The organism is Flavobacterium sp. UW10123 (assembly GCF_040538975.1).
GTDB lineage: Bacteria > Bacteroidota > Bacteroidia > Flavobacteriales > Flavobacteriaceae > Flavobacterium.
Genome location: NZ_JBEWQE010000002.1, coordinates 192,912 through 212,170, shown reverse-complemented (window position 1 = coordinate 212,170; position 19,259 = coordinate 192,912). Strand labels below are relative to the sequence as shown.

The 19,259-nt window shown below is 33.6% G+C and carries 21 protein-coding genes; 10 read left to right on the top strand and 11 right to left on the bottom strand.

Features of this window, described 5'->3' with window-relative positions; all coding sequences use genetic code 11:
• Positions 1-86 precede the first annotated feature (86 nt).
• The 4 genes from ABXT06_RS03260 (at position 87) to ABXT06_RS03245 (ending at position 4,915) form a co-directional block, all read left to right on the top strand.
• Positions 87-1,268, top strand: coding sequence for a thiolase family protein (locus ABXT06_RS03260; protein WP_354589452.1), 1,182 nt, complete (start codon positions 87-89; stop codon positions 1,266-1,268).
• 127 nt (positions 1,269-1,395) lie between these two features.
• Positions 1,396-1,746, top strand: coding sequence for a four helix bundle protein (locus tag ABXT06_RS03255; RefSeq protein WP_354589451.1), 351 nt, complete (start codon positions 1,396-1,398; stop codon positions 1,744-1,746).
• A gap of 52 nt (positions 1,747-1,798) precedes the next feature.
• Positions 1,799-3,589, top strand: a complete 1,791-nt coding sequence (locus ABXT06_RS03250; protein ID WP_354589450.1) for an acyl-CoA dehydrogenase FadE — start codon at positions 1,799-1,801, stop codon at positions 3,587-3,589.
• A gap of 231 nt (positions 3,590-3,820) precedes the next feature.
• Positions 3,821-4,915 carry a glycoside hydrolase family 18 protein gene (locus ABXT06_RS03245; protein WP_354589449.1) on the top strand — a complete coding sequence of 365 codons (1,095 nt, stop codon included), beginning with the start codon at positions 3,821-3,823 and terminating at the stop codon, positions 4,913-4,915.
• 62 nt (positions 4,916-4,977) lie between these two features.
• On the opposite strand, the gene ABXT06_RS03240 is transcribed toward ABXT06_RS03245, so the two are convergent.
• From ABXT06_RS03240 to ABXT06_RS03225, 4 genes are all read right to left on the bottom strand, one after another.
• Positions 4,978-5,463 carry a hypothetical protein gene (locus tag ABXT06_RS03240; RefSeq protein WP_354589448.1) on the bottom strand — a complete coding sequence of 162 codons (486 nt, stop codon included), beginning with the start codon at positions 5,461-5,463 and terminating at the stop codon, positions 4,978-4,980.
• A gap of 82 nt (positions 5,464-5,545) precedes the next feature.
• Positions 5,546-6,460 (bottom strand): transporter, encoded by a 915-nt coding sequence (locus ABXT06_RS03235; protein WP_354589447.1) that lies wholly within the window; start codon positions 6,458-6,460, stop codon positions 5,546-5,548.
• A gap of 44 nt (positions 6,461-6,504) precedes the next feature.
• Complete coding sequence (locus tag ABXT06_RS03230) at positions 6,505-7,023, bottom strand: DUF4251 domain-containing protein (RefSeq protein WP_354589446.1); 519 nt, start codon at positions 7,021-7,023, stop codon at positions 6,505-6,507.
• Positions 7,024-7,027: 4 nt separating this feature from the next.
• A complete protein-coding gene (locus tag ABXT06_RS03225) occupies positions 7,028-7,456 on the bottom strand; it encodes an META domain-containing protein (RefSeq protein ID WP_354589445.1) in 429 nt (142 codons plus the stop codon).
• A 213-nt stretch (positions 7,457-7,669) separates the two neighbouring features.
• Here ABXT06_RS03225 and ABXT06_RS03220 point away from each other — a divergent pair, with 213 nt between their 5' ends.
• Positions 7,670-8,197, top strand: a complete 528-nt coding sequence (locus tag ABXT06_RS03220) for a superoxide dismutase family protein (protein ID WP_354589444.1) — start codon at positions 7,670-7,672, stop codon at positions 8,195-8,197.
• Between the two features lie 109 nt (positions 8,198-8,306).
• Complete coding sequence (locus ABXT06_RS03215; RefSeq protein WP_354589443.1) at positions 8,307-9,509, top strand: LETM1-related biofilm-associated protein; 1,203 nt, start codon at positions 8,307-8,309, stop codon at positions 9,507-9,509.
• A 41-nt stretch (positions 9,510-9,550) separates the two neighbouring features.
• On the opposite strand, the gene can is transcribed toward ABXT06_RS03215, so the two are convergent.
• From can to ABXT06_RS03195, 4 genes are all read right to left on the bottom strand, one after another.
• Positions 9,551-10,186 carry a carbonate dehydratase gene (gene can, locus ABXT06_RS03210; protein WP_111366243.1) on the bottom strand — a complete coding sequence of 212 codons (636 nt, stop codon included), beginning with the start codon at positions 10,184-10,186 and terminating at the stop codon, positions 9,551-9,553.
• 114 nt (positions 10,187-10,300) lie between these two features.
• Positions 10,301-11,947: a SulP family inorganic anion transporter gene (locus tag ABXT06_RS03205; protein WP_354589442.1), complete on the bottom strand. Its 1,647-nt coding sequence runs from the start codon at positions 11,945-11,947 to the stop codon at positions 10,301-10,303.
• A gap of 83 nt (positions 11,948-12,030) precedes the next feature.
• Entirely contained in the window at positions 12,031-12,312 is a 282-nt protein-coding gene (locus ABXT06_RS03200; RefSeq protein ID WP_354589441.1) for a hypothetical protein, read from the bottom strand.
• 122 nt (positions 12,313-12,434) lie between these two features.
• Positions 12,435-12,914, bottom strand: coding sequence for a Dps family protein (locus ABXT06_RS03195; protein ID WP_354589440.1), 480 nt, complete (start codon positions 12,912-12,914; stop codon positions 12,435-12,437).
• 107 nt (positions 12,915-13,021) lie between these two features.
• On the opposite strand from ABXT06_RS03195, the gene ABXT06_RS03190 reads away from it, so the two are divergent.
• Positions 13,022-13,966: a LysR substrate-binding domain-containing protein gene (locus tag ABXT06_RS03190; RefSeq protein ID WP_202003428.1), complete on the top strand. Its 945-nt coding sequence runs from the start codon at positions 13,022-13,024 to the stop codon at positions 13,964-13,966.
• Between the two features lie 30 nt (positions 13,967-13,996).
• Here ABXT06_RS03190 and ABXT06_RS03185 read toward each other — a convergent pair whose 3' ends face one another.
• Together ABXT06_RS03185 and mnmC2 are read right to left on the bottom strand one after the other, a co-directional pair.
• Positions 13,997-14,194, bottom strand: a complete 198-nt coding sequence (locus ABXT06_RS03185) for a hypothetical protein (RefSeq protein WP_202003427.1) — start codon at positions 14,192-14,194, stop codon at positions 13,997-13,999.
• A gap of 166 nt (positions 14,195-14,360) precedes the next feature.
• Positions 14,361-15,023: a tRNA (5-methylaminomethyl-2-thiouridine)(34)-methyltransferase MnmC2 gene (mnmC2, locus tag ABXT06_RS03180; protein WP_354589439.1), complete on the bottom strand. Its 663-nt coding sequence runs from the start codon at positions 15,021-15,023 to the stop codon at positions 14,361-14,363.
• Positions 15,024-15,331: 308 nt separating this feature from the next.
• Between mnmC2 and ABXT06_RS03175 the strand changes: the two genes are divergently transcribed.
• A complete protein-coding gene (locus ABXT06_RS03175) occupies positions 15,332-16,402 on the top strand; it encodes a branched-chain amino acid aminotransferase (RefSeq protein ID WP_274253832.1) in 1,071 nt (356 codons plus the stop codon).
• A gap of 240 nt (positions 16,403-16,642) precedes the next feature.
• Here the strand turns inward: ABXT06_RS03175 and ABXT06_RS03170 are convergent, their stop codons facing one another.
• Complete coding sequence (locus ABXT06_RS03170; protein WP_057116704.1) at positions 16,643-17,023, bottom strand: pyrophosphohydrolase domain-containing protein; 381 nt, start codon at positions 17,021-17,023, stop codon at positions 16,643-16,645.
• Positions 17,024-17,441: 418 nt separating this feature from the next.
• Between ABXT06_RS03170 and ABXT06_RS03160 the strand changes: the two genes are divergently transcribed.
• Together ABXT06_RS03160 and ABXT06_RS03155 are read left to right on the top strand one after the other, a co-directional pair.
• Entirely contained in the window at positions 17,442-18,635 is a 1,194-nt protein-coding gene (locus ABXT06_RS03160; RefSeq protein WP_354589438.1) for an SRPBCC family protein, read from the top strand.
• 77 nt (positions 18,636-18,712) lie between these two features.
• Positions 18,713-19,255: an RNA polymerase sigma factor gene (locus ABXT06_RS03155; RefSeq protein ID WP_111379018.1), complete on the top strand. Its 543-nt coding sequence runs from the start codon at positions 18,713-18,715 to the stop codon at positions 19,253-19,255.
• Positions 19,256-19,259 lie beyond the last annotated feature (4 nt).

The following is a 19,259-nucleotide window of genomic DNA, read 5'->3' as shown; positions in this document are numbered from 1 at the left end:
AAAGAGCCAAGAAGCAAGACTTCAAAACAAAGTTTTCTCTTTCCTCTTGCCTCTTGCTTCTACCAATCTTAAAAAAAGAAAAACAAATGAAAACAGCATATATAGTAAAAGCATATAGAACAGCAGTTGGAAAAGCTCCAAAAGGTGTTTTTAGATTTAAAAGACCTGATGAATTAGCTGCAGAAACCATTCAGTTTATGATGGACGAACTGCCTAATTTTGACAAAAACCGTATCGATGATGTTATGGTAGGAAATGCCATGCCGGAAGCAGAACAAGGTCTTAACGTTGGACGTTTGATCTCTTTAATGGGATTAAAAGTAGAAGATGTTCCTGGTGTAACTGTAAACCGTTACTGTGCATCTGGATTAGAAACTATTGGAATGGCAACTGCTAAAATCCAGTCAGGAATGGCAGATTGTATCATCGCGGGTGGTGCAGAAAGTATGAGTTATATTCCGATGGGAGGTTACAAACCAACTCCGGATTATAAAGTTGCCGCAGCAGGTCACGAAGATTACTACTGGGGAATGGGTTTAACTGCTGAAGCGGTGGCGAACCAATACAAAATCTCTAGAGAAGATCAGGATGAGTTTGCTTACAACTCACATATGAAAGCGTTGAAAGCACAGGCAGAAGGAAAATTCGATAAACAAATCGTTCCGATTACTGTTGAACAGACTTTCATCAACGAAAATGGTAAAAAAGAAACTAAATCTTACGTTGTAAACAAAGACGAAGGCCCAAGAGCTGGAACTTCTAAAGAAGCTTTAGCAGGTTTAAAACCAGTTTTTGCTGCTGGCGGAAGTGTAACTGCGGGTAACTCTTCTCAAATGAGCGACGGCGCTGCATTTGTTTTAATCATGAGCGAAGAAATGGTAAAAGAATTAAACCTTGAGCCAATCGCACGTCTAGTAAACTTTGCTTCTTCTGGTGTTGAACCAAGAATTATGGGTATTGGTCCTGTAAAAGCAATTCCGAAAGCATTAAAACAAGCAGGATTAACTTTAAACGATATCGAGTTAATCGAATTAAATGAGGCTTTTGCTTCTCAAGCTTTAGCAGTAACTCGCGAATTGAACATTAATCCAGAAATCGTAAACGTTAACGGTGGAGCAATTGCTTTAGGTCACCCTCTAGGATGTACTGGTGCTAAACTTTCTGTTCAGTTATTTGATGAGATGAAACGTAGAGGAAATAAATACGGAATTGTTTCTATGTGTGTGGGGACTGGGCAAGGTTCTGCGGGGATTTACGAGGTGTTGTAGTTTTTTTGAGAGGAAAGAAGCAAGAAGCAAGACTTATTTTTGGAATGAATAGGTTTTGAAACTAAGGTTTTAAAAAGTAGTAAAAAACTTACTTTAATTTTTCTTTCTTATCTTGCCTCAAAAAAACATGAGACACAATTTTAAGAATTTGAAAATTTGGATTTTAGCTATGGAGATCACTAATGACATCTATAAACTAACTGCCACTTTTCCTAAATCAGAAACTTATAGTTTGACTAGTCAAATGAATCGATGTTCTGTTTCAATGCCTTCTAATATTGCTGAAGGTTCAAACAGAGGAAATAAACACTTTCAACATTATTTGAATATTAGTTTAGGCTCGTCATTTGAATTACAAACACAACTGTTGATAGCTTGTCAAAACAACTATTTAACAAAAGAAAAAACAGAAAAATTAGAAAACAAAATAATTGAATTTCAAAGGATGACAACAGGCTTCATCAGCAAGTTAAATTAAAAATCTTGCTTCTTGCCTCTTTCATCTTATCAATCTAAAAAACAAAAAAGTCATGAGCGACAAAACAAGAGGAGGTCAATTCCTAGTTAAAGAAACAAAATGCGAAGATATCTTCACACCAGAAGATTTCTCGGAAGAGCAGTTAATGATGCGTGACTCTGTAAAAGAGTTCGTTGATAAAGAATTATGGGCGCATAAAGATCGTTTTGAGAAAAAAGATTACGCTTATACAGAAGCTTCTATGCGTAAAGCTGGTGAACTAGGACTTTTAGGAGTTGCAGTTCCAGAAGAATACGGTGGATTAGGAATGGGATTTGTTTCTACAATGTTGGTTTGTGACTACATTTCTGGAGCAACAGGGTCTTTCTCAACTGCTTTCGGTGCGCATACAGGAATTGGAACTATGCCAATTACACTTTATGGTACAGAAGAACAAAAGAAAAAATATGTTCCGTTATTAGCTTCTGGAGAATGGTTTGGTGCTTATTGCTTAACTGAGCCAGGCGCAGGATCTGATGCGAACTCAGGAAAAACAAAAGCTGTTTTATCTGAAGATGGAAAATACTATTCAATCACAGGACAAAAAATGTGGATTTCGAATGCAGGTTTCTGCAGCGTTTTCATCGTTTTTGCTCGTATTGGAGATGATAAAAATATTACAGGTTTCATCGTAGAAAACGATCCTTCAAACGGAATTTCTATGAATGAGGAAGAGCATAAATTAGGAATCCGTGCTTCTTCTACTCGTCAGGTTTTCTTCAACGAAACAAAAGTTCCTGTTGAAAACATGTTGTCTGAAAGAGGAAACGGTTTCAAAATTGCTATGAACGCGTTAAACGTTGGTCGTATTAAATTGGCTGCAGCTTGTTTAGATGCGCAAAGAAGAGTTACTTCTGGAGCTGTAAAATATGCTAACGAAAGAATTCAGTTCAACACGCCTATTGCATCTTTTGGAGCTATCCGTTCTAAATTGGCTGAAATGGCAACTAACGCTTACGCTGGAGAAAGTGCTTCTTACCGTGCTGCAAAAGACATCGAAGACAGAATCGCTGCTCGTGAAGCAGAAGGAACTTCTCATCAAGAAGCAGAATTGAAAGGTGTTGAAGAATATGCTATCGAGTGTTCTATCTTGAAAGTTGCTGTTTCTGAAGACGTTCAATCTTGTTCTGATGAAGGAATTCAGATTTTTGGTGGAATGGGATTCTCTGAAGATACTCCAATGGAAAGTGCTTGGAGAGATGCTCGTATCGCTCGTATCTATGAAGGAACAAACGAAATCAACAGAATGCTTTCTGTGGGTATGTTGATCAAAAAAGCAATGAAAGGACACGTTGATTTACTTGGACCAGCAATGAAAGTTCAAGAAGAATTAATGGGAATTCCTTCTTTTGATACTCCAGATTTCTCTGAATTATTCTCTGAAGAAAAAGGAATTATTGCTAACCTTAAGAAAGTTTTCTTAATGGTTGCAGGAAGTGCTGTTCAAAAATATGGTCCAGAATTAGATGCTCACCAGCAATTATTGATGGCAGCTTCAGATATCTTAATCGAAATCTATATGGCTGAAAGTACAATTTTGAGAACTGAAAAATTAGCAAAAGCTCAAGGCGAAGACAAAGTTCAGGAGCAAATCGCTATGGCAAAATTATACTTATACAAAGCGGTTGATATCGTAAACTTAAGAGGAAAAGAAGGAATCGCTTCTTTCGCTGAAGGTGACGAACAACGTATGATGTTAATGGGACTTAAACGTTTCACTAAATATACTAACCTGCCAAATGTTGTGGCACTTAGAGAAAAAATTGCAGCAAAATTAGTCGCAGAAGATACTTACTGCTTCTAATTTCAAAATAGTTTTTAGCTTTTAATTTGTTATAAACCCGCACAAGTCCGAAACTGTGCGGGTTTATTTTTTTGATATTTTCCAACTAAAGATATTTCTTATATGACGCAATATTTTTGCAGTTATTTGCAAAATATTTGTTAAAATTGGCTTTTGGACTCCAACAGAATAGTTAAACATCAAATGTATTACAGTATATTTAACGTTCTAAAAACTATAAAAAACAAAATAATGAAACAAATTAACCTAATTGCATCATTTTTATTGTGCTTTTGCTTCACCGCTGCTTTCGCACAGAAAAATAAAAAAATGGACATTATTGCCTATTACACTGGCGATTCTCAACTTATTGACAAATATGAAGTTGAAAAATTAAACCAGATTATTTTTAGTTTCTGTCATTTAAAAGATGGTAAATTAAGTGTCGATTCTGCAAAAGATTCTCTTACTATCAAACATTTGGTTTCGCTTAAAGCAAAAAATCCACAGCTTAAAATTATTGTATCTCTTGGAGGATGGGGAGGCTGTGAACCTTGTTCTGAAGCATTCTCAACTGCTGATGGCCGCTTAAAATTTGCAAAATCTGTAAAAGAAGTAAGCGATTATTTTAAAGTTGACGGTTTAGATTTAGATTGGGAATATCCATCTATTGAAGGACTTCCTGGACATTTATACCAACCTGCTGACAAACCTAATTTTACTGAATTGATTAAAATATTACGTTCAACTTTAGGTAAAAAATACGAATTGAGTTTTGCAGCGGGAGGTTTCCAGAAATGTTTAGATGAATCTATAGATTGGAAAGCAGTTGCTCCATTTGTAAACCGCATCAATATTATGAGTTATGATTTAGTAAACGGATACTCAAAAGTTACGGGGCATCATACTCCATTATACAGTACAAATCCTAAAGAAGAATCTACTGACAGAGCTGTTGAGTTTTTATTAAAAGCTGGTGTTCCTGCTGAAAAATTAGTAATTGGAGGGGCATTTTATACCAGACAATGGAAAAACGTAGAAAACATCAATAACGGATTATATCAAGCGGGAGAACACTTTCAAGGTGTTGATTTTAAAAACTATGCTACAACATACACAGAGGCTAACGGTTGGAAATACTTTTATGATGAAAAAGCTCAAGCGCCATATTGGTACAACGCTTCGACTAAAACTTTTGCAACATCAGATGATTTAAGATCTATTAAAGCAAAAGCTGAATATGCAAAAGCTAAAAAACTAGGTGGAATTATGTTTTGGGAACTTACTCTAGATAGTTTCCGTGACGGAATGGTAAATGAAATTTACAAAGTTAAAACTGAAAAATAAAATAAAATGGGCTGTTTCAATTTTGAGACAGCCCATTTTACTTTTATAAAAATCGTAACAATTTACATTACCTTATTCTTATCCAATTCTCCGATAAACGGAATTGCTTCTAAAATTTCGCTTCTAATTATCGTTTGCAAATACACTTCAAGCTGGATAAACTTTGCTGCATTTATTGATCCAATTGCTTTTTTTGCCTGATTGTAAGTTTTAGAATATAATTTCTCATAATCAATATGATTTTTCAAAGTTGCTTTTGCCAATTGATCTGCTTTTGCATCGGTTAAAGTTTCATAATTAGCAGCATAATCGTTTATTAGCTGAAACTTAGTCTGCCCTAGAGCTTTTCTAGATGTTTCATAATTATCATAAACTTTAGCAAAGGCTGTAGCTTGTGCATCAGATAAATTCATGTACTGTTTTACCAGTTCGGCTTTAGATTTTCCATAAACACTTTGTACTACTTCTAAATCTTCTTTATAAGAAGACTGCGCATAAGATGAAAACGAGGCTGCCGCCATAATAAGAATAAGTCCTAATTTTTTCATAGTTTCAATTTTAAATTTGTTTTTAAAAATATATGCATACTCAAATATACTGATTTTAAACACATTAACTCCAAAGTAAATTTTAAAAAAATGAATATTGATAAACTGCTGACAAGGCATAATAATTTAGTCCGTTGTTGGTATAAGCCCCGATATGATATTGAAATCTAATAGACTGTCCTTTTGCTATTGGAGTAGAAAAAGTCCCTCCTACCCGCCAGTTATCAATCTGGCTATCATCTGAAACTCCATCAGTAATAGTTCGACCTCCAAAAAACCAAGTCGTATTGAAGCCAACCCACATTTGGTTTTTAAAATAATAGCTTGCATGCGCCTGAAGGCTATAGGTCGGTTTTTGCTCTAATTTTTTTCCTAGATAGTCGTTATTATCCGTATAAAACCACATCCCACCATAGGCCTCTGCATAAACATGAGCAAACCGTTTCGACACCCCTATTTCGGGCTTAAAAGCCCATCGGTTTGTTCCAATGTTTACTTGTTTATCGCCATAATATCTTCCTGTTGGAACAGAAGTAACCAAACTAACCCCAAGAATTGTTTTTTGCTCAAAACTCCTAAATTCAGATTTATCAAGTGCAGGAGAACCTAGTAAATTAATTCCGAAACGCACTTTCATATCTGCGAAACCAGTTCTTGAGCCAGTAACCAGCTGATCACTGATTACAGCAGATCCATCCATAAAAGTAAAAGGTAGCGCTACCTGTATGCGAGCCAGTTTATCTGCCAACCCAAAAGTTCTAATATAATTTACAGCCATATTATGGCTTTGAAGTGTAAAATCTTTTATGGGTAAAGAAGGATCTGTAAGCACATTTCCATTCATGAAAACATAACCTGCAGCAATTACATTTAAGCTTTTTGGAACATTAGCATATACTCTGGGCTCCAAATCCTGACCAGATACCGTGAACACATCAAAAAAGAAAACCAAAACCAAAAACTGCCACTTCAATAACAAAAAAAAGATTCTTACCATATAATATTCAGACGAATTTGTGACAAGTTTAGTATTGAATTATATCATTGTTTCTCTGCTGTTTTTGGAGCATAAATTACTCCATCATAACTAATTGGACCTCTATTATTACTACTTACAGAAAGTGTTGTGTTTCCGTTATAAAAAATAGAAAACGTTAAATCGTACACATCGCTGGCGCCTCTTACTGTTGCTTTTAGAATAGTATTATTCTTTTTGCTTTCAACCCTAATATTCTCGGGCTTTCCTTCAAATTTTATTCCGCCATCAGTATTATAGCCAACATTATAGCCTCGGCCAAAAAAAGGAAGATCACAGGTTGTATTATCGGTTTTAAACTTTAAAAAATAAGTATTATAATCGAGCTGAATCAATCTCCCGCCTTGAGGTGTTGTTTTTTGAGCCTCAAACACAAAATCCTGAGAATCAATAAGCGCTTTAATTTCGTTTTGTTGCTTTAACTCTCTTTCTTGCTTGAGTTCTTTTTTTGTTTTTTCCTGTGCAGAAACCGAAAAACTAACAACATTTATCAGTAGCAACACAATAGATAATGTAGTTTTCATAATATTATTTTTTATTAAAGCGCATCATGGCAATATCCCCAGAAATAAAGTTTAAAGTCTTGCCATCATCTGTAATATCGTAAGACGTTATTTTTTGAAGCGTACTCAAATAAGTCTGTTCACCTTTCAAGCCGTCCAAACACATCATTTTGGTTACGGCCAATGGTTGAGTAAAATTAATTTTATTGCCATTAACAGCCAATCTTCCTGAGTATGAATTACAGCTTGCGTTACCAGAAACCTGACTTGCTTTGGTATCAAAATTTATGGTTGGTTTTTTATTTGGATATAAGGCATCAAAAGTAGTTGAAGGCTCGGCAACATAATTCAGTTCCCATATTCCGTCAAGTTTAGAGACAGCATCCGTTTTTGCGCATTTGCAGGAAATTAAAAACGAACTAAAAAAAACGAGGGTAAAAATCTTTTTCATCATAACATTAAGGATTAAATGTGAGCGAATTAGACAAGTGGTTTTCAGAAATTATTCGTTAAAAACCTATACGAATTTAAACAATATTTTCGGTTTTTAACTCAATCAATATCAAATTATAACGTATAGTTTGACTTTTTTTTAACTTTTAGAGTTAATCAAATCCGTTATTTTATGTTAAATTTACTTAATCTTTAACTAAAAATGCCCGTAGATATGAAAAAACTAATTGTTTCTTTCGCTATAATTACAGCCTTAATCATTGGCTGTAAAACAAATAACAAATCAAATGATGCTAAAACTCTAACTGTTGCATTAGAACCAAAAAGCAACAGCAAAGTTGCCGGAACTGCCACTTTTGTTGAGAAAAATGGCAAAGTAACTTTTACAGCAAAAATCACTGGATTAGAACCTGGAGTTCACGCAATTCACATCCATGAAAAAGCAGATTGTAGTTCTGCAGACGGAAGTTCTGCTGGAGGACACTGGAATCCAAAGTTCAAAAAACATGGAAAATGGGGAGTTGGAGAATACCATGCAGGTGATATCGGAAACTTTACCGCTGACGCAAAAGGTAACGGATCTATCACTTTAACAACTGACGAATGGTGCATTGGATGTGGGGATGCAAACAAAGATGTTCTTGGAAAAGGCCTAATTGTACATGCTGGAACAGATGATTTTACTACTCAGCCAACTGGAAATGCCGGAGGAAGAGTTGCTTGCGCAGGAATCATTAAATAAGAAAAATTTGAATAACCGCTATTTTTAACAAAATCTAGCGGTTATTTCATTTTAAAATGAATTCTAAAACAAGAAAAAGACATAGCTTTGCATCAGCAAAATAAAGTCAATGATTAACCCATCAGCACCAGGCTGGATCGATAAGTTTTTTAGTGAACAGAAGTTTTCAGAGGCTATTCCTTTTGAAACTGTAGATTCTTTTTACTATAAAGTGAGAGAAACGGGGTTTATTTATGGTCATATTATTGCTATAGATTCTCAAGTTCCAATTCCAATAAAAGGTTGGTTTAAAACCGAAATTTCAAAAGTAGCTTTACTAAATACACTCTATCATGTTTTTTGTTTAGAGAAAAGAAATTCGGAACCTAAAAATTTTATTTCAGAAGTTTTAAAGTTTTACAAACAGATGAACCCAGAAGGATTTAATTTGTTTAAAATTTTATTGCCAAAAGACACTCCTTCTCTATCTCTAGAAAATATTATTGATCAGAGAGTTCAAACCAACGACAGTATCATCAGTAAAAACTTTTCGCATTTGGTAACGAATGCTCTTTTGTTTATTGATGTTTTGGCTTTCAGGCAATATTTGGAGCACGGAGAAATTCCTGAAAAGTATTTAAAGCGTATTGAAGAAACGGTTCTCGGAATTGTTGGTTTGGCTTTGAAAACCAAAACTGTAAAATCTCAGCACGACGATCTTCTGATAAAACTTTTTGAAGCTTCTATACGTTACTCAAAATTTTCAAAAGTTACGGTTGAAACTTTAGAAACTTTGAATCTTGAATACTTTAAAAATAGATTGGAACAATATTACCTAATCGACATGGCTGGAATGGCTTTGTGGAGTGATGGAGTTGTAGAAAATGAAGAATCGTATTTCTTATATGCTTTAGGTTCTACAATGGGAGTTTCAGACGATTTTGTAACCAAAAGTATGGATACAACCAATACTTTTATCACCACGCATAAAAAGAAGATTCCGTACTTTAATTATTCGAATCCTGTTAAGCATTTCTATGATCAAATGACGCATAGCGTTGTTAAACTGATTATTAGAAATAAAAACAGATTAATTAAGGAAATTGTTCAGAGTAAGGAATTAATGGTTCTTCTTGCCTATTCTACAACAAGAGATTTGGACGCAAAAGAAAAGAAGAAAGTCAAAAAACAGCTTTTAGACATTTGTAAAACCATTCCATCTTTGACCATATTTTTACTTCCAGGAGGAAGTTTATTGCTGCCAATACTAATCAAGTTTATTCCAACAATGCTTCCATCGGCATTTAATGAGAATTTAGACGAAAACGAATAAAAAAAATCGCCCTTTTTAAGGGCGATTTCTATTTCTATCTATTAAAGATCTAATTGATAAACCGAATCCAATTCATCGTTTGAACTAATTGTTACATTCAAATCGGTTACAAAACCAGAATTTAATCCGTAAACCCATCCGTGAAGCATTAAATCTTGTCCATTTTTCCAAGCATTTTGAACAATAGATGTTTTTGCTAAGTTGTAAACTTGCTCTTTAGTATTGATTTCAACAAAAGCATTAAAACGCTCTTCTTCATTCTCAATTGAATTCAAGTATTTATCGTGCAAACGGTACTCATCTTTAATATGACGTAACCAGTTATCAATAATACCAACAGATTGATGTCCCATTGCAGCTTTAACACCACCACATCCGTAGTGTCCGCACACAATAATATGCTTTATTTTTAAAACATTTACTGCGTAATCCAAAACACTCAACATGTTCATATCAGAATGCACAACCATATTGGCAATATTTCTGTGTACAAAAACTTCACCTGGTTTTGCACCAACAATTTCGTTAGCAGGAACACGGCTGTCAGAACATCCAATCCATAACAATGGCGGTTGTTGCCCTTTTGCCAAATCAGCAAAATAATTAGGATCTTTTGCTAATGAAGTTTCAACCCACTTTTTATTGTTCTCTAATAACTGCTCATAAAATTTTCTCATTTTTTTATTTTTTTGTGTGGTAATTTCTAAGTTATAATAGTCTCAAAAAATGAACTTGATGTAAAGTTACCTATTTTTTGACATTACTTTGGTCTTAAAAATGCCTTATTTTAATTATTCACTTTTAACAACTTCTCTTTTAACCAGTTCTCTTTTTGCCACATCATAATAATGCTCAATTGTAACATGATTACTATTTTCTGGTGTATTTTCTAATTCATAAGCTTCTTTAAACCCTTTCAGCTTCACTTTAATGTTTTCGTCGAGAGCTCTCGTTTCTTTAAATTCACGAATTAAATCCAAAACATCATGGGCAATATACTCGGTATCATGAGCATTGATAATGACTTTTGAATTTTCTGGAATTTCAGCCAATGTTTGTTTGATCGCCGCTTTATTTAAAAACGAAACTTCCTGTGCTAGATCGATATGAATGATATCTCCATCCTCATATTCTTCTTTCTTAAAGACATAAGCTCTTTTCAAATTTCCTCTCAAAACAAAGATGATACTAATGATAATTCCCAGCGCAACCCCTTTTAGCAAATCTGTCGCAACAACAAAGACCAAAGTTGCAATGAAAGGTACAAACTGGTATTTCCCCTTTTCCCAGAAATGCATAAAGGTTGCTGGTTTTGCTAATTTATATCCGACCAAGATCAAAACAGTAGCCAATGTTGCCAAAGGAATTTTGTTTAAAATTGCTGGTATAGACAATACACTTATTAATAAAAGCACACCATGAATAATGGCTGACATTTTAGATTTTGCTCCTGCATTATTATTCGCAGAAGATCTTACAACTACAGATGTCATTGGCAAACCTCCTAAAAGAGAGCTTATCATATTACCAACACCTTGCGCTCTAAGCTCGACATTTGTATTTGTGTAACGCTTTTGCACATCCATTCTATCTGAAGCCTCAATACATAAAAGAGTTTCAATAGAAGCGACAATGGCAATCGTAATAGCAACTACCCAAACTTGCGGATTTGTAACAGCAGTGAAGTCTGGCGTAATTATAATTGATTTAAAGTCTTCAAAAGATTTTGGAACTGGCAAAGAAACCAAATGTTCTTTCGCAATTGCCAAAGTGCTTCCTGTAGATACAAATATTTCGTTTAAAACTACTCCAGCAATAACAGCAACCAAAGCTCCTGGAACCAGTTTTATTCTTTTTAAGAAAGGAACTTTATCCCAAGCCAATAAAATTACCAATGAAACTCCAGAAACTACAACAGCTCCTAAGTGAATATGATTTAAAACATCGAATAGAAATGAAAATGAATTGCTTCCATCATTTTGAACAAAAGCTTGATCACCTTCAAAATCTGCATCATAACCAAAAGCGTGCGGTATTTGTTTTAAGATGATAATAATTCCGATACCGGCTAACATTCCCTCAATTACGTTTGTCGGAAAATAATTCGATATACTTCCAGCCTTTAAAAATCCTAATGCTAATTGAATTAGTCCAGCAATAAAAACAGACATTAAAAATACATCGAAAGCTCCTAAATCGGTAATTGCGGTTAAAATGATAGCTGTTAACCCAGCTGCTGGACCTGATACACTAATATGTGACTGGCTCAAATATCCTACAACGATACCACCCACAACACCAGCAATAATTCCAGAAAATAACGGCGCTCCAGAAGCCATTGCAATACCTAAACACAACGGAAGAGCCACCAAGAAAACCACTAAACCTGAAGCAAAATCAGATTTAAGGTTGGCAAAAAGATTGATTTTTTTTGTCATAATATAATACTAAAAAAATTATTCATTAAAGATTTACCTCATCTCGATAGAAATGCGGCTAAAGTTCGAAATAATTGGAAGTATTATGCTACGTTAGGTGGTGGAGCAAAAATGCTCGGAGAGATGTTGTCTAGTTTGACAATGTTTTCAGAAATGATTGTTTTTTTCTCGATGTAAACCGGAATCAAAACTTCATGCTCAAGAATAGCAGGATGAACTATATTTTTAAGTTCTTTATGCACTTCTTCTTCAGCGATACTAAAAGATATAGCCGTATTATTTCCTTTCTTAATCGCCTGAACAATTGTCGGGGTCGATAAGAAGGCAATAAATATGAATAATAATATGCGAGCTATAAATTTCATTGAAGCAAAAATAGCGTTAAACAAATAAAATCAAAGAGATTTTTATAGAAATTTAACATAAACAAAAAAGCAGAATGCAATTTTCATTCCATTCTGCTTCTATTTTATTAAAAACCAATATTTTATAATGATTCTTCTAACCAAGCATTCATCATCCAAATTGTTTTTTCCTGCTCAGCAATGAAGTCGCTCATCATAGAATTGGTACCTTCATCATTAATTTCATCAGATTTGTTCAATATTTCTCTTTCGATTTTTAATAAATCTGACAAAGAATGAACAATCAATTGAACTGCTTTTTCATCGTTAGAAATATTTTTCCCAACTGTCAATTTATTATTTTTAATATAATCGTCAAAAGTATGCAGAGGCGTTCCTCCTATTGTTAGTACTCTTTCTGCGATCATATCTATTTTTAATTGCGCATCTGTATATAATTCTTCAAATTTTACATGCAAATCGAAGAAACGTTTTCCACGTATATTCCAATGAATACCTCTCAAGTTCTGATAATATACTTGAAAATTTGATAACAACACATTCAGTTCTTTTACTAATAATTCTGATTCTTTTACTGGTAATCCTAAAATATTTGTCTTCATAATTTAATTTTTTACACTAATTTACTACAAATTTAGAGTAACTTTATTAAAATAAACATAAATAAAAATTATATTTTCCTATTTTTGCATCACAAATTACTATCAACATGACTATAACTCAATTGCAATATGTGTTAGCGGTTGCTGAGCATAAAAATTTCACTCTTGCTGCAGAAAAATGCTTCGTAACACAGCCAACTTTAAGTATGCAAATACAAAAAATCGAAGAAGAACTTAATATTTTAATTTTCGACAGAAGCAAAAAACCGATTCAGCTTACTGATATAGGACAAAAAATTGTAAGTCAGGCAAAAAACATCGTAAACGAGGCTGATCGTATAAAAGATATTGTAGAACAGCAGAAAGGTTTTATTGGTGGAGAATTTCGTCTAGGAATTATTCCAACGATTATGCCTACGCTTCTGCCAATGTTTTTGAATAATTTCATTAAGAAATACCCAAAAGTAAAACTCTTGATTGAAGAGCTTAATACAGAAGAAATTATTCTGAAGTTAAAAAACGGACACCTAGATGCTGCAATTGCCGCAACTCCGCTTGAAGACGAAAAAATTAAAGAAATTGTTTTATACTTTGAACCTTTTGTAGCTTACATTCCAGAGCATCATGCTAGTTTCCAGAAAGAAGAAATTGAAGTTGCCGACTTAAATCTAAATGAAATCCTACTGTTACAAGATGGACATTGCTTTAGAGACGGCATTTTGAATTTGTGCAAAAATGTCTCAGACGCCGATCAAACTAATTTCCAAATTCAAAGCGGTAGCTTCGAAACCTTGATTAAATTGGCAGACGAAGGCCTTGGTACAACGTTACTTCCGTACTTGCACACCTTAGACTTAAAAGAATCCGACAAACTGAAGCTCCGTAATTTTAAGGAGCCAAAACCTGCTCGAGAGGTAAGTTTAATTTACCCAAAGAGCGAATTAAAAATGCAAATCATTGATGCACTTAGATCTACAATTGCAGGCGTTGTAAAAGGTGCAATTGTTTTTCAGAATGTTCAAATCATTAGTCCATTACAAAAGAAAGCGTAATAAAAAAGGAGCCAATTTGGCTCCTTTCTTTTATACTTTAATTAGCTGTAGACTTGGCTTTAATTCTGGTTTTCCGACAACGAAATTAAGTAACCACTCTTGCAATTGTTCCATTTCGTAAGGTAACAGTGTTTTGATAGCTTTTTCTAACTCTTTGCAGAAAAGTATCGGATCGAAACTAACTCTTTCAAGTATTGATTTCGTGTAATCAAACATCATTTTTGACATAATAAAATAAGATTTTCGGGGGTTATCTATTTTTTTAAACTCGAACCAAATTTAAACAAATAACTAACATAAATATTACTTTTAACTTATTTTTTTAAAAACTTTAGCAACGAATACGTTTTCTTAAAACAAATAAATCAATGTAGAATTATTCTAAATTACTCATTTAAACCTTTTTAAAAGCTCGAAACATTTCTCTTTTTCCTGGAGGCCCTGCTAATTTTTCTACTGTAAATCCGACTTCGATCATACTTCTTTTAACAACTCCTCGAGCTGCGTATGTAACCAGAACTCCATTTGGTTTTAAACTATTGTACATTTTCTGAAAAATTTCAGTACTCCAAAGCTCCGGCTGCACTCTATATCCGAAGGCGTCAAAGTAAATCAAATCAAAAATTTCAAAATCGTTTATTTCGTGAAAAAATTGTTTCCTTTTGGTTAACGAGAACAAGTCGCAAATTTCTGCTTTTTCATTCCACTCGCTTTTATGCATTTTCTCAAAAATGTTCTCAAATTCCAATGCGTCAAGTTCTGCTGCATAATTCATTTCCAAGATTTCATCTGAATCAACAGGATACGCTTCTACTCCAACATAATCAATTTTCTGATTTTTTCTAATAGCTTCTAAATACGTGATAAAAGCATTCAAACCAGTCCCGAAACCTATTTCTAATATACTTATAGGATTATCGAATAATGACAATCCATTCTTAATAAAAACATGCTTCGCTTCTTGAATTGCACCATGTTTAGAATGATAACATTCGTCCCATTCAGGCAAACGAATTGTAGTTGAGCCATCTAGCGTTTTAATTATTTCCCTTTTCACCTTTTTAATAATTTAATAATAGCTTTTTATTGATTTTCAAGCTATTTCAATAATCAAATTTAGTCAAAACAAATGCGTAAAGCCTTAAAAAACGACACTTTTTTCATAAATTCTTTATAAAAATCAATCAAATATTTGAGTTTATTATAGGATAAATAAATCTCAGTCAAAACCTATAAATAATGAATTTTCACTAAACGTTTTAGAGATTTTTACGTAATTTTGCATTCAATAAATTCCATTTTACACGATATCATCACTTTAGATTTCTGATAGTGAAGAATATCTCACAAAAAACTTACATAACTATGAGTACAACTCAAACGAGCAAAATTGAAATCATTAAAGCTGCTTCTACAAAAATAAACGAGGTAGATTTTGACAACTTAAGTTTTGGTGCTGTATTTACAGACCATTTATTCGAATGCGATTTTAAAAACGGACAATGGCAAAACCCTGTCATTAAGCCTTATGCACCAATTTTAATGGATCCGTCATCAAAAGTCTTCCATTACGGGCAAGCGATTTTTGAAGGAATGAAAGCTTATAAAGATGACAATAATGATGTTTGGTTGTTTAGACCAGATGAAAACTTTAACCGTTTCAATAAATCGGCTGTAAGGATGGCAATGCCAGAAGTTCCTGAAGCTATTTTTATGGATGGTTTAAATGAATTATTGAAATTAGACAAAGATTGGATTCAAAGAGGAAATGGAGCTAGTATGTACATTCGTCCATTTATGATTGCTACAGGTCCTGGAGTTATTGCAAATCCTTCTGACGAATATAAATTTATGATTTTACTTTCTCCTGCAAAAGCATATTATGGAGGTGAAGTAAAAGTTATCATTGCTGAGCATTTTAGTAGAGCTGCAAATGGTGGAATCGGTGCTGCAAAAGCTGCCGGAAACTACGCTGCTCAGTTTTACCCAACTAACTTGGCAAACAAAGATGGTTTCCAACAAGTTATCTGGACAGATGATGCAACGCATACAAAATTAGAAGAAGCTGGAACAATGAACGTTTTCTTCAGAATCAACGATACTTTATTAACTGCTCCAACAAGCGAAAGAATTTTAGATGGTGTTACTAGAAAAAGTTTGATCGCAATGGCTGAAAAAGAAGGATTAAAAGTTGAAGTTCGTCCAGTAATTGTTTCAGAATTAGTAGAAGCTGCCAAAAACGGATCTTTAAAAGAAATCTTCGGAGCGGGAACTGCTGCAGTTATTAGCGTTATCAAAGGATTCTCTTATAAAGATGAATACTTCGAAATGGCTCCAATCGAAAATTCTTATGCTTCTTTCTTAAAAGAGAAACTAACAAGTCTTCAAAACAAACTTTCTGAAGATACTTTTGGTTGGACAGTGAAAGTTCAATAATCCAAAACCATATTAAAAAGAAACCCGATAAATTTAGTTTTATCGGGTTTTTTATTTTTTCTTTATTATTAAATTTTAGTTTCTCGTTGCGGAGTTACTTGTGAAGATTTGCTTCGCCTGTTCGCTATCACTCGGGTCTCCTTCGTCGAAATGACAAAAAATAACGGAAAGCTTTGCGAACTTTGCCTTTTTATAAGAACTGCAGAAAAAAAACTTAGCGTTCTTTGCGTTTAATCTTCTTTACAACAATTTAGAAAAATCAGGTTTAAAATAATTTGGACCTTTCATCACTTTTCCGTCTTCGCGGTATATTGGTTTTCCATCTTCACCTAATTTACTCATATTACTGCGCTGAATTTCATCAAAAACAGCTTCAATTTTATCTTGAAGTCCGTGCTCGATAATTGTTCCGCACAAAATATACATCATATCTCCAAGTGCATCTGCAATTTCAACCAAATCATTATTTTGAACCGCTTCGTAATATTCTTCATTTTCTTCCTTCATTAAATTATAACGAAGTAATTTTTTCTCTGCTCCTACATCGGCAATTGGAGTTGCACTGTGGCCAATTTTAAAAGCAGTGTGAAATTCGGTTACGGCGTCAAGTTGTTTTTTCATATAGTAGTCTTTCTTTTTTTGCTAATTTAAGTCTCTTTCTAATAAATCTGAAAATTTATTCAATGAAATGAAAAGGCAATTTAGCAGCAAATCGTTTACAAATCTCTAAATTTGCTAAAAATTTTTATAACTATGTTCAGTCAAGGTCAAATACTATTTGGAGTATGTTTTTTTATTGCATTTGTAATCATTATGATATTTGCTTATCGAAAAGATTTGAAATTACACAAAGTCTTTTATAAAGGAAATTACAAAGTACTCCTTGCCTTTCTGCTTTTCATTGTCCTTTTGTTCGTAATTAAAATCTTTCTAAAAAGATAAATTATTCCGGTCGCAATAAAATAAAACCTAATAATTATGGGTTATTAGTAAGACTCATAATAAAATTTATAACTTTACCGAAACCAATTAATCTGCCATGAAAATTCTAAAGTATTTATTTCTTTTTGCACTTTTAAGCTTTGTCGCTCTTACTGTTTTTGTTGCTACTCAGAAAGGAGATTTTTCTGTAGAAAGAAGTAAAGTTATCAATTCGCCTCGCGCAACGGTTTATAACTACCTGAACGACTTTAGAAATTACGAAGATTTTGAATCATGGTCGGTTGAAGATCCTACTATTAAAATGACCTACGCTAATAAAACTAGCGGAAATGGAGCTACATTTTATTGGGATGGTATAGACGGAAAAGGAAATTCTATCATCCTTAAAACAAAAGAAGGCGAAAGCATCGACCAAAAAATGCAGTTTGATGGTACAGAAGCTGATGTAAATTGGACTTTAAAAGACACTTTGAACGGAAAAACAAAAGTTACTTGGAAAGGAAAAGGAACAATGAGTTTTCTATTTAAAATATACACTGCTCTTCATGGCGGTTCTGACCGAGTTATTGGAACTATTTATGAAAAAAGCTTAGCCAATATTGACAAAAACTTAGATTACGAAACCAAAACTTTTGCTGTTACTGTAGACGGAGTGGTAAAGAAAACAGAAACTCCTTATATCAAACAGACTTTTACTAGCGAAATTGCCAAAGTAAGCAAAAATGCCAGAATTGTAATTCCGAAGCTTATTCACTTTAGCGAAACAAATGGATTGTCCGCGGTAGGAAAACCTTTTATCATTTATCATACTTACGACACTAAAACTGGCTTAGCAAAGATTTCAATCTGTTTGCCAATCAATAAAGAGATTTCAACAAGCTCGGGAAGCGATATTTTAGCAGGAAAATTAAATGGTTTTGATGCTGTAAAAACAACCCTTAATGGAGATTACTCTCATAGAAATGAAGCTATTGCAAAAACAACTGCTTATATCAACAATCAAAAGATTATTCCAGATTTAAGCTGGTCGCATCTTGAGATTTTGACATTAAGCAAATTGGATGTCAAAGCTTCTTCTAAATTGGTTACAGAAATTTATTTCCCAATAAAACCAAAAGTAGTTCCAGCTGCTGCTGTTACCGATCCTGTTTATATTCCAGAAAATGCTGGCGAAACTCCAAGCGAGCCACGCACTGAACAGCCTCGTACAGAGCCTGTAAAACGCAAGCCAGCAGCACCAGCTCCTGCTCCAACGCAAACACCTGCACAAGAAGAAGACTCAGAATTTTAAATAATTTTTAAAGGTTCATTAAACCCTTTGCATTAAATTCTGTCTAACTTCTATTAAAAAGTTTACAAAACAAAAGTTTGATAGACGAGAAAGAATTTATAAAACAATTATTAACCCCTGAAACGCAAAATGTTGCGTTTCAAAAACTCTTGTCTGATTATCAGCGCCCTTTGTATTCTCATATTCGAAACATTGTTTTGAATCATGATGATGCCGACGATGTTTTACAGAACACTTTTGTAAAAGTCTTTCAAAATCTTAAAAACTTTAAAGGAGAAAGTAAACTTTTTTCCTGGATGTATCGTATTGCTACCAACGAAGCTTTGACTTTTTTATCGCAAAAGGCAAAACTAAGCGGTATTTCGTCTGAAGACCTTCAAAATAAAACTATTGATGGTTTAAAAGCTGATCTATATTTTGACGGAGATGAAATTCAGATCAAACTTCAAAAAGCAATTGTAACACTTCCGGAGAAACAGCAATTAGTTTTCAAAATGAAATATTTTGAAGAATTAAAGTATGAAGAAATCGCAGATATTTTAGGAACATCTGTTGGTGCTTTAAAGGCATCTTACCATCATGCCGTAAAAAAAATCGAATTATATGTTACATCAAATTAAACCT